The following is an 11841-nucleotide window of genomic DNA, read 5'->3' as shown; positions in this document are numbered from 1 at the left end:
GTATGGAAATCAGCGACGCTATCGATAAAGTACTAAATGCAAAGAAGGAGTTGGAAGCTGCCTGGGATGGGAATCCATTACCTTCTTTTGTATTAAACCATGACCTAAAAATCCTCAGATGTAATGCTTCTGCGACCGAACTTTTTCAGAAATCTTTTTTTCAACTTTTAGGAGAGGATTTTGTGGAACTAGTTTGTAAGGGGGAGATTCAAGATGAAATTCGGACTTCTTTAAGTCGCAAATCGGATCAGTCTTCCTTTCCTGTAATTCTTTCGTTTCTGGAAGGAACTTACCAAATTCTTTCCCAATCTATTTCTTTAGAAAGGTTTGTAGTTTATATTGTAAATTTGGATACCATTCGTGTACCGGAAAACCGCGCAGAAGAACTTAGGTTAAAATTAGCCTTAGAAAGTGGGCAGAGTGGTGTTTGGGATTTTTCTCTTCGATTAGGGAAGGCTTATTTTAGTCCGGAGTACGCAAGGATGTTAGGTTTTGAGCCTGAACATTTTCCACAAAACTTTTCCCATTGGGAGACTTTGGTTCACTGGGAAGATCGAGAACAAATTCGGTCATTATTTGAAAATTATCTAAATGGCTCCATAGATTCACATGATCTTGAAATTAGGATGTACACAAGATTAGGGAAAACTATCTGGGTTTGGAGTCGCGGAAAGGTAGTAGAAAGAGATGAGAATGATTTACCGATTCGTGTGATTGGAACTCATATTGATATAACAGAACGTAAAAAAACTGAGATTCGGACTGAAGCTGTAATTAAAATAGGCCAACAAAGTTCTCGGGCAGAGAGTGAAGATAACATACTACTTTTAGCTTTGCGATATTCATTACAGCTAACGGAGAGTAGCTGGGGATACGTTCGGATTTGTCGTGATGGAGTTATCTTAAGCGAATCTGGACTTTATACAGTGCGGGACCAGTCTGCTTCTGTTTTTATGCCACTTGATTCTTCTGTTAAGTTGCCTCGCACCATTAGAGAATTACCTATTAAGTTTAATTTAAAAGAAAATGAAACTGTCGAGTTAACTCTTTATAACAAAAGAACTGAATATGAAGGAATCGATTTTAAAGAAGTCGAATTACTTGGTACTGAGTTAGTTCATATTCTGATTCGAAAAAGAACTGAAGATTTGCTTTTAACTAGTGAGTGGAATCTACAATCTATTGTAGAATGTTCTCCAAACGGAATTTTGATTTTATTTGACGGTAATATTCAGTTTTATAATCGAAGTTCGGAGATTCTTCTCTCGCAAAATAAAAACCAGATGAGAAATAAAAAAGTATCTGAAGTCTTTGGTTTTTTAAATGGCGAAGACCCTTTCGAGTTCATTCAATCTTTATCAAATAATGGATTTGCTCCAGATCAGAATGTAGTTGAGAAAAATATTATTTTGTCAAATGGTCAGAAAAAATGGGTTAGTTTTTGGGCTATTGAGATTATATATAATGGTGAAGTTTCGATATTAGTTTATCTTAATGATCTATCGAAGTCCAAGGATACAGAGATGCAACTTTTACAAAGTGAAAAGTTAGCTACGATTGGGCAATTAGCTGCCGGTGTGGCACATGAGATCAATAATCCAATGGCTTTTATATCAAGTAATTTAGAAACAATGAAGAGGTATCACAAACAGCTTCATACCATAATGGAAAGTGTAAATTTAGTTTTAAAAAAATACCAAACAGATCCTACTGTTTCAAAAATTCTTTCTGATTGGGATCGTTATGATGTAACTAACGTTTTACTGGATACTTCGGATATGTTGGAGGAATCTATAGATGGTGCCAGTCGTGTTGTGGAAATTGTTCGTAATATCAAAAGTTTTGCTCATGTGAATAAAGAAGAAAGTTTTGTAATGTGTAATTTAAACGAGGTGATTACTTCCGCCATAAATATAAGTCATCATAATATAAAATATGATAGTGTAGTTGAATTTTCATTTGATAATGATCTTCCTGAAATTCCTTGCCATCCACAGGAGATTGGTCAAGTGATCATTAATTTACTAGTGAATGCTGGGCACGCAATCGAAGAAAAGAAAAATCACGGTTTATATTCTGACACACAGGGTGAAAAACCGGGAAAAATTGAAATTAAAACAAGATACATTAGTTCCGAAAATAACCAACAATTTGCAGAAATTAAGATTAAAGATAATGGAATTGGTATTTCTGAAGATATCCAATCGAGAATTTTTGATCCATTTTTCTCTACAAAAGAAACAGGCGAAGGGACTGGTCTTGGTTTATCCATCAGCATGGATATCATTCGAAAACATAAAGGGAAAATAGACCTAGAGAGTATTCGTTGTGAAGGCACAACGTTTACAATTTTATTGCCAACAAATCTGGAGGATGTATATGGTTCCGAATAGTATAGACCAGTTGATACAAGAAGTAGAGTCTCAAGTAACGGATGTTAAAAAAGATGAGAAAGTTTATAAAATTGTGATGGTAGATGATATAAAATCGATTTCATCCTCCATGAAACGAGAGTTAACTTTTGTCGCACGAAAATTAGATAATGTTAAGTTGTCTATCATCGACATTCAAGATCCTGAAATTGCTTATGAATATTTACAAAAAAGCAGACCCGATCTTCTCATTTCTGATGTTAAGATGCCATACCTAACTGGTGATAAATTAGTAGAAGCGGTAAAAAAACTTTATCCAGATTTACCTGTGATTGTTGTTACTGGTTTTGCTACAAAGGAAAACATTCTTTCTGTTTATAAATCTGATAAAAACAGTATCATTTTATCGAAACCTTGGGAACCAGAAAGACTCGTTGGCGCGGTGAACCAAATGTTGGGAACCAACTTTCAGTGGTCTGATTGATCATTTGTTTTTTTAATAAAAAAAAACCGGCCCGGGAAACCCCGAACCGGTCAATGGTTCCTAAAAAGAAAGCCGTATGGTTTTATTCTCCGACAGCCACATCTCCTTCTGCTTCGGTAGAGAAACTAACTGGTTGTTTTGATTTTGTTTCTTTAGTTTCCTTTGGATCCCTTTCAATAGATTTCACTTCTCTAGTTTGGATTTTGGCTTGGTCCATGAGGGGGAGGCCGTTTAGATCACGAACTTGGTTTTCTATTTTGAAGGCAATATCTGGATTTTCGAGGAAGAAGATCCTAACTTGTTCCTTTCCTTGCCCGATTTTTTCTCCGTTATAAGAATACCATGAACCTGCTTTCGCAACTAGGTCGTGGCGAACCGCAAGATCAATCAAAGAACTTTCTCTGTTGATTCCATTGGCATACATAATGTCGAACTCGGCTTGTCGGAAAGGAGGAGCACATTTGTTTTTCACCACTTTCACTCGAACGCGGTTACCCACAGGTTCTTCCTTTTCTTTGAGTGTTTCGATACGACGAATGTCCAATCGGATGGATGCATAGAACTTCAAGGCGTTACCACCTGTAGTGGTTTCTGGGCTACCGAACATCACTCCAATCTTCATACGGATTTGGTTGATAAAGATAACAGTGGTATTGGATTTGGAAATGGTTCCTGTCAGTTTACGAAGGGCTTGGGACATGAGGCGTGCCTGAAGGCCCATATGAGAATCTCCCATATCTCCTTCGATCTCCGCTTTTGGAACAAGAGCGGCCACCGAGTCGATGACGATGAGGTCAATGGCATTGGAGCGAACCAGAGATTCACAAATTTCTAATGCCTCTTCTCCGTTGTCCGGTTGGGCAACGAGTAGGTCGTCTACATTGACTCCCAATTTTTTTGCATAGGCTGGATCGAGTGCATGTTCCGCATCGATGAAGGCTGCAATGCCTCCCTTTTTTTGCGTTTCCGCGATAGCGGAAAGAGTGAGTGTTGTTTTACCAGAAGATTCTGGTCCATAGATTTCTAAAATTCGACCAGAAGGAAACCCGCCAATCCCCAAGGCGATGTCTAAGTCCAAAGAACCAGTGGATACCACGTTCATTTCGGCCATACGTGTATCTGCACCAAGGCGCATAATGGAACCCTTACCGAATTGTTTTTCGATTTGGCCTAGGGCTGCGTCAATTGCCTGCTTTCTTTGGTCGGTTTCTTTTTCTTGAGCCTTGTCAGCTTTCTCTTTTTTCATGAATCAAACGTTCTCCTAAAATCGGTGTTCCGAAAGACTAGGTAGGGGACTGGATCAGTTGGTTTCAAAAAATCTCTGAACCGACTCTCTCAAGGATGATCCCATCCCCTCCGAATTCCACTCTTTTTCTCTTCCAGATTGGCTCCATTATGCATGAGACCTGGGACAAATTAGGAAGATGGCGAAATTTTTTCTGGATTATGTCTTTTTTTGTCGTTTTCAACACTAAACAAAATGTAAGTACTTGTATAGTGTTTTTTTTACCGCTGGAGAAAGAAAACTTCGCCGATAGTGTTTCTGTATGACCCTGCCAACTCTTGAAGTCCAAATCCCTGACCATTTTCCCCAAACAATGGCTGAACTTTTTCGCAGTTACCGAACTTACCTTAAAATTGAAAAAAACTATTCGGAACATACATTATTTGCTTATTTACGTGATTTGAAATTTTTCTTTGAGTTTTGTTTGAAAGAGGAAATCGATATATTGACTGTCGATGTTTTGGATGTTAGGGCCTACTTTGCTGATTTAAAATCTACGAAAAAACAAGACAAACGAACGCAAAGTCGCAAACTTTCTTCGCTTCGCACTTTTTATAAATTTTTATTCCGCGAAGAAAAAATTGGCGCCAATCCCATCTTACAAGTAAGTTTCCCTAAAACAAAAAAGAAGTTACCAAAAAATTTTACACCCATCGAAACGGAAGACATTCTAGATTATGAAGATGGTGAAAAAGCGGAAGTTCTTGGAAAGAGGGACAAAGCCATTGTCGAAGTATTGTATAGCACGGGTCTTCGTGTATTTGAGTTAGTCAATGCAAAGTTAAGTGATCTCAATCATGAATTAACATCACTTAAAGTAATGGGGAAACGTCGCAAAGAACGTTTTGTTTTTATTGGTGAAGAAGCACAAATTGCACTTCGCGAATATTTAGAAGAAAGAGGGACAAACGGACCTGAAGAAATTTTTCTAAACCAACGTGGTGGAAAACTCACTACACGGGGAATTCGTTATATTCTTTCGGAAAGGAGAACGGTGATGGGAATGGAAAAAGCCATCACTCCTCATAAATTTCGTCATACCTTCGCAACGGATCTTTTGAATGCTGGTGCTGATATTCGCGCCGTACAAGAGTTACTTGGTCATTCTTCTTTATCTTCCACACAAGTCTATTTGAGTGTTTCAAGAGACAGATTGAAAGAAGTGTATCGAAATGCCCATCCTCACGCAAAGAAATAGGGATGGGATTTAGAATTTGCGCGCGGATAGAATCACCCCGCCCTGATTTGAGGGTGGGGAACTAGACCCGCCGCCCATTGGTTTCCCTCTATCATAACCGCCGTTTTTTAGATACAAGAATCACTAACCTCCCAAAATTTTAATTTATAAGTTCATATTTTGGGTCAAAAATTGAAATAAATATAGTTGACTATAAAAATTATGTAGGCTATATTTTTGAAGTGCTGCGATATACAGAATATGATTCAAATTCACTCCAACAGTTTTCTCTGAAGGAGAAAAAATTTGCTAAAACTAGAACTAATTTAACTTTTGCCTTCCTTTCTGAATTAGAGTGGAAGTCTTTTGACGAAATCAAAATCAAAGATCTCTGTCAAATGGCAGAAGTTTCAGAGCCTACCTTTTATAATTATTTTCCAGAAAAAGGTGATTTGATTCTTCATTACATTCAGATTTGGAGTTTGCAAGTTTCAGTTTTTGCTAAGGAAAAAAAACTTTCGGAATCTGGATTTGGAATCCTGTATGCACTCTTTCGATATACAGCCAAAGAATCCAAAAAAAATCCGAGAATCCTTTTGGAAATTATCTCCTTCCAAGCAAAAACAAAGAAAAAGTTACTGGAATCCAAACTCACAAAAGCAGAACGAGTTTTGCTTTTCCCTAAGATTGTCGGTATTGAAGATTTGGATGCCAATGGTGTAGAGGGTATCATTCGTAACGCCTTAACTCTTGCGGCCCAAAATGGTGAACTGCCCGCAACTACGGATTGGAAATCGTTTTCAATGGTGATTGCTTCCAGTTTTTTTGGAGTCCCAATACTTTCCTTTCAAATGAATCAGAACTTGGAGAAACTTTGGATCGAATCTCTCTATTATTTATGGAAGGGAGCAGGTGGCAAAATAAAAGAATAAAATAAAAGTTTTATAAATATAAAGTTATCATATTATAATACAAGGGAATACTGATGGATATATTGAATCAAAAGTGGTTACTATTGATAGTAGGAGGAATTTTACTTGGATTTACTGGGATGAATTGGAATATTCCAATTTTTGCCTGGATAACTTTGGTTCCTTTTTTACGTTTTGTTAGACTTGGTCATTCTTGGTGGATTCTTCTATTCGCTTTAATCTTAATTCAAACTCTTTCTACGATGCGAATTGTTTCCGAACCATTTCATATCGGAATTGCTGTTCTTTCGGGAATCCAAGGGGGAATTGTTTTTACTATTTTACTTTGGATTTGGAATCAAATTAGGATTAAGTTCTCAGACCAAATTTCACCTACTTTCAGTTTAGCATTTTTATTCACAATCGTCGAGTGGATCGGAGGATATAGTTCCGAATTAGGTGTTTGGGGAATGTTCGCCAATAGCCAGATTAATAATTTAATTCTTTTGCAATCGGCCGCATTATTTGGAGCTACGGGGATCAGTTTTCTTATTTTTTTAGTCAATGGAAGTCTCGAACAATCCTTATCTGAAATAATTACTCATTCCCAAATATCTAAGTTTACTAAATATTCGTTAATCTCCTGTTTTTTGTTATTTGTTGGATTGTCGTTTTATGGAACGATTCGCCTAACAATACCAATCGAAGGAAAAAGTATTAAAGTAGGAACCATAACCTCTAAAATAGAAATCCAAACTATGTGGTTGGAACCGATACAAAATCGTAAGAATACAGAATTGATTTTTCAGAGAACAATCCAAGCGGCAAATGAGGGAGCCAAAGTTGTTGTGTGGAATGAAGGAGCCGTTCTTATCAATCGAAACGAGGAAGTTTCCTTTTTGCAACGAGTAAGCATTCTTGCCAAAGCAATGGGAATCGAAATCATAGCCGCCTATATAGTTCCAGTTAAAGAAAACGAATTTTTTATGGATAACAAATTGCATTGGATAGGAAAGGACGGATCAACTCGACAAATTTATTTTAAACAATTTATTCCTCCCGGTGAGCCAATTTCCCATATACCTACAGAAATACAGGTCATAGAAACCGAATGGGGAAAAATGTCTGCGGCGATCTGTTATGATTTTGATAACCTGCAACTAACAAAACAACATGCCGAATTAGGAACAGGAATCACTTTTATCCCTGCCTCTGATTGGAAGGGAATCAACCCATTCCATACAGAAATGGCTGTCCTTAGAGGAATGGAAAATGGAAGTTCCATAGTTCGTTCTACAAGAGGTGCCCTTTCTGGTATCTATGATGCCTATGGGCGTCCCAAAGGAACTCTTGATTATTATGAGGAAAATGACGGAGTGTTAGTGGCATCAGTTCCTGTTGCTCAGGTTCCTACTTTATATCAGAGTTTAGGGAATTGGATGATAATCTTGGGAGGATTCTATTTTTTAGTCTCTGGTGCATTCATTCTTGTGAATGTACTAAAAAATAGAAACTAACAGGGATTTGCAGAATAGATTTAGTATCAAAATTCTAATATTAGAAAAATTCTAATTAATTGGTTGAATTAAATTTCCTTTTTGTCATGATTTGTAGTCGTGAATTCCTCACCTCTTGCCTGGAATTCTCAAAGGATGTTTGATGACTGTAGTCGCTGATAAATCCATTTTGTTAGTTGAAGACGAAGCAATTCTCGCTATGTTTGAAAAAAACCAATTGGAGCAAGGGGGTTACCTTGTTACCCATGTTAGCAATGGTGAAAATGCTATCCACCTCATTATAAAAGAGGAAAAACCTTTCGATTTAATCCTAATGGATATTGATTTAGGTCGTGGGTTAGATGGTACTCAAACTGCTACAGAGATTCTAAATCATAAAGAAATTCCGGTTGTATTCCTTTCTTCGCATACGGAAAGAGAAATTGTAAAAAAAACGGAGACCATCACATCTTATGGTTACGTAGTAAAAAACTCTGGATTTACAGTGCTTGATGCTTCTATAAAAATGGCCTTCAAACTTTTTGAAGCTAATGAATTAACTAAAAGTAAAAAAGAACATTTAGAAACCGTATTACACTCTATAGGTGATGGTGTGATTGCTACGGATAGTGATGGTAAAATCATTCGTATGAATCCTGTTGCTGAAAAATTAACAGGATGGACTCATGACGATGCAGTCGGCCACAACATTAGGGAAGTGTTCCGAATTGTAAACGTAAAAACCCGCAGTTTGGTTGAAAATCCTGTTGATATTGTTTTACGCACAAATTCAATTGTTGGTCTTGCCAATCATACGGTTCTTCTTTCAAAAGATGGATCGGAATATCAGATTTCCGATTCAGGTTCTCCCATTAAAGATTTAAAAGGAGATACAAGAGGAGTCGTACTTGTCTTTAGAGATATTACGGCAGAATACAATGTTCAAAGTCATATTGCAAAACAAGCCAATATGTTAAATAACGTTTTGGATGCTGTTATAGGGACAGATTTTAATCATCGTATCAACTATTGGAATAAAGCCGCAGAAAAAATTTATCATTGGAAAGCAGAAGAGGTGATAGGTTTATCTGTTTTGGAAGTTTTAAAAACGGATTATCTGCAACTAACTAGCGATCAAGTTATTGCAAAGGTAAATATTGATGGAAGTTTTATAGGTGAAGTGATTCAGTTCGCAAAAGATGGAAACATTCGCAATATAGAAGTGAATCAAGTTTTGTTAAACGATGAAAGTGATTTACCTATTGGTTATATTGCCGTTGGTCGAGATATTTCGGAGCGTTTGAACGCAATGAAACAAATTCGAGAATCGGAAGCCAAACTCACTCAAATTATCGAATCAGCAATGGATGCCATCATCAGCATCGATCAATCTAAAAAAATCATTCTCTTCAATGGAGCCGCTGAAAAAATGTTTGGATACGAGTCCTCGGAAATCATAGGTCAGTCTCTGGATCGATTGATACCTTTGGACTTTCGCAGCCAACATGATAACCATATTGATTCTTTTTCTAAAACAGGAGTCAGTCGTAGGGCGATGGGGGCTCTTGGGCAAATTCGAGGCCTCAGATCCAATGGAGAAGAATTTCCAATCGAAGCATCCATTTCTCAAATTTCGGTTAAAGGCGAAAAATTATTCACAGTTATTTTAAGAGATGTTAGTGTAAGAAACCTCTCTGAATTCAAAATCCAAAAATTATTAAATGAAAAGGAAAATATCCTTAAAGAAATTCACCATCGTGTAAAAAATAATATGAGTTCCATCTTTACGTTGTTAACTCTTCAAGCACGTTCTCAGTCAGAAACATCAATTCAAACTATTCTTTATGAAGCTGCTGGCCGCGTAAAAAGTATGATTGTTTTGTATGATAAACTCTATCATTCAGAAACAGACAATACTGTATCATTACAAGATTATTTCCCCGCAATTTTTAAAGAAATTGTCAGTATCTTCCCAAAAACCGTTGCTTTGAAGATGGATATACTTGAGGAACCAATAGAGTTAAATGCGAAACTCCTTTCTTCTTTAGGAATCATTCTGAACGAACTCATCACTAATTCAATGAAACATGCCTTTAATGAAATCTCAAATGCACAGATCTGTTTAAAAATCTTTAGAGAAGAAAAAAAACTTTATTTGGAATATTCTGACAATGGTGCTGGTATCCCTGGTTCCATTTCTATGGAAAACTCTCCTGGATTTGGTTTACAATTAATAGGTATGCTTGTCGATCAGATTGAAGGCAAAATTAGCATTGTTAGAAACCCAATATCAAAGTTTCTATTAGAACTATCAATTTGATTGGTACTAGACTAGAGTCTTAAAAATAATTAGATTTTAAGACTATTCTTTGGAATTCTTGTTTACCTCGCCAGGGTATTCGTTTCTATTTTCACATGGGCCAACTTCAACTTTTCGTTGTTTTATGTTATGCAATTCCATTTTTTGTAATTCTTTTTCCAATTGGATTATCTTTCTCTTACATTTTTAAAATTACTGGCCTCGACAAATGGTCAAACCGTATCAATAACTACCTTGGTTATTTCTGGTATCGTTCATTTTTTATACTTACCGGTAGAAAGTTACATTTTGTACAGGGAAATTGGGATCCTAACGGAAATAATCGATTTTTAATATGCAATCATACCAATGCCTTGGAAGTTCCTTTGATTGTAGCACTACCTTATTTGGCAAAGTCTAAAGATGTAAAATTATCATATTTGGGTGGAGATATCATTCAAAGATATAAGATCATTCCTTTAATGATGCATAAAACCATTGTAGAAGCGGTTATTTATTCAGAAAAAAAACCAAATTTTAGAAACTTTAAAACGGATGTACTTAGAGTTTTAAAAACAAGATCTATTTTTTTATATCCTGAAGGGGAGAGAACATTTACCGAAGAAGTAAAACCATTCCAAACAGGAGTAATGAAAATTGCTTATAAGTTTAATGTGGATTTAGATGTTTTTGTTGTGAGTGGAATGATGGGTTATTCTAATTTACCTGAGTATTCTCATTTAAAAAAATCTAAAACTGTACATTTTCATTTTTGTGGATCTATCAAGGCAAAGGATTATTCTACATTTGAATCCTATTTAGCAGCTGCAGAAACAATGATGAAAAATAAAAAAAGAGACCTTGAGATGATAGAAAAGTCCGCCGTTACAGTATAACGGCGAATACAAATTAGTTTTTGTTATTGATTTGGTTATTTGGGTAAATTTTTTGTAAACGCTACTAATTGGTCGAGTGCGGTTCCCCATCCATCCATAAAACCCATTTCTTCATGTTGTTTTTTTGTTTCGGGATCTTTGTGTTTTGCTACTGCTTTATATTTGGTTGCATTCCCTATCGGTTCCATTGTAACAAAGGCTGTCATAAAACTATTGCCAGATGGCCTGTAACCAGGAAGTAAACTATCTGTGAAAACTAATTTTTTAAACGGATCAACTTCCAAAAAACATCCGTTATTGGGGAAGTGATTCCCTTCTGGCGATTCCATCATCGTATAGAACTCTCCGCCAGGTTTCAAATCAATCCTACAATCTATAGTTTTCCAAGGAGCAGGTGTAAACCAATGTATTATTTGTTCTGGTTTAGTCCAAGCATTCCAAACCAATTCCACTGGCACTTCAACAATCCTCTCTAACACCAAATCCAATTCAGGATTGAATGTTTCATTTGATTCGTTACTCATATTTTTTTCCCCTTTGTTTTTAGTAAAAATTTATCCAGTTGGTTCAGCCTTGTTTCCCATAAAGATTTTTGAGCCTGTAACCAAGATTCCATTACTGAAAATGGATTTTGATTTAAATAACAGTATCTAACCCTTCCTACTTTTTCAGTATAAATCAATTGGGTAGATTCCAAAATATCTAAATGTTGCATAAAAGAAGGCATGGCCATTGAAAATGGTTTTGCCAAGTCGCTGACACTGGCAGGGCCTTGGCTCAGTCGTTCCACAACTTGTCGTCTTGTTGGATCAGAAAGTGCGTGTAATACCACATCTATATTGTAAGACCTTTTGACCATACTGGCATTATCGTAAAATTTAATACTTAGGTCAACACCTAAGTATTGTGGTTTAGTATTTT

The 11841-nt window shown here is 36.3% G+C and carries 10 protein-coding genes; 7 read left to right on the top strand and 3 right to left on the bottom strand.

All coding sequences use genetic code 11. The annotated features are described in order from the left end of the window. The first annotated feature begins 2 nt into the window (after nt 1-2). On the top strand, nt 3-2393 hold the full coding sequence (locus tag EHQ31_RS10350; RefSeq protein ID WP_135574525.1) for an ATP-binding protein: 2391 nt from the start codon (nt 3-5) through the stop codon (nt 2391-2393). Then, nucleotides 2380-2856, top strand: coding sequence for a response regulator (locus EHQ31_RS10345; protein ID WP_135574523.1), 477 nt, complete (start codon nt 2380-2382; stop codon nt 2854-2856). Before EHQ31_RS10350 ends, EHQ31_RS10345 begins: the two co-directional genes overlap by 14 nt. 82 nt (nt 2857-2938) lie before the next feature. Here EHQ31_RS10345 and recA read toward each other — a convergent pair whose 3' ends face one another. Next, a complete protein-coding gene (gene recA, locus EHQ31_RS10340) occupies nt 2939-4102 on the bottom strand; it encodes a recombinase RecA (protein ID WP_135574521.1) in 1164 nt (387 codons plus the stop codon). Between the two features lie 301 nt (nt 4103-4403). Between recA and xerA the strand changes: the two genes are divergently transcribed. The 5 genes from xerA to EHQ31_RS10315 all read left to right on the top strand — a co-directional run bounded on the left by xerA (nt 4404) and on the right by EHQ31_RS10315 (nt 10920). Beyond that, nucleotides 4404-5339 (top strand): site-specific tyrosine recombinase/integron integrase, encoded by a 936-nt coding sequence (gene xerA / locus EHQ31_RS10335; protein WP_135574519.1) that lies wholly within the window; start codon nt 4404-4406, stop codon nt 5337-5339. 221 nt (nt 5340-5560) lie between these two features. Further along, nucleotides 5561-6250, top strand: a complete 690-nt coding sequence (locus tag EHQ31_RS10330) for a TetR/AcrR family transcriptional regulator (RefSeq protein WP_167481655.1) — start codon at nt 5561-5563, stop codon at nt 6248-6250. A 53-nt stretch (nt 6251-6303) separates the two neighbouring features. Next, nucleotides 6304-7746 (top strand): nitrilase-related carbon-nitrogen hydrolase, encoded by a 1443-nt coding sequence (locus EHQ31_RS10325; protein WP_135574517.1) that lies wholly within the window; start codon nt 6304-6306, stop codon nt 7744-7746. A 142-nt stretch (nt 7747-7888) separates the two neighbouring features. Then, nucleotides 7889-10045: a PAS domain S-box protein gene (locus EHQ31_RS10320; protein WP_135574515.1), complete on the top strand. Its 2157-nt coding sequence runs from the start codon at nt 7889-7891 to the stop codon at nt 10043-10045. Between the two features lie 95 nt (nt 10046-10140). Continuing rightward, nucleotides 10141-10920 (top strand): lysophospholipid acyltransferase family protein, encoded by a 780-nt coding sequence (locus EHQ31_RS10315; RefSeq protein WP_135574513.1) that lies wholly within the window; start codon nt 10141-10143, stop codon nt 10918-10920. A gap of 35 nt (nt 10921-10955) precedes the next feature. On the opposite strand, the gene EHQ31_RS10310 is transcribed toward EHQ31_RS10315, so the two are convergent. Together EHQ31_RS10310 and EHQ31_RS10305 are read right to left on the bottom strand one after the other, a co-directional pair. Continuing rightward, a complete protein-coding gene (locus tag EHQ31_RS10310) occupies nt 10956-11444 on the bottom strand; it encodes an SRPBCC family protein (protein ID WP_135574511.1) in 489 nt (162 codons plus the stop codon). Further along, entirely contained in the window at nt 11441-11779 is a 339-nt protein-coding gene (locus tag EHQ31_RS10305; protein WP_135574510.1) for an ArsR/SmtB family transcription factor, read from the bottom strand. Before EHQ31_RS10305 ends, EHQ31_RS10310 begins: the two co-directional genes overlap by 4 nt. Nucleotides 11780-11841: the final 62 nt, after the last annotated feature.

The sequence above is a fragment of the Leptospira montravelensis genome (genome assembly GCF_004770045.1).
GTDB classification, from domain to species: domain Bacteria; phylum Spirochaetota; class Leptospiria; order Leptospirales; family Leptospiraceae; genus Leptospira_A; species Leptospira_A montravelensis.
This window is presented reverse-complemented; position numbering and strand designations above follow the sequence as displayed.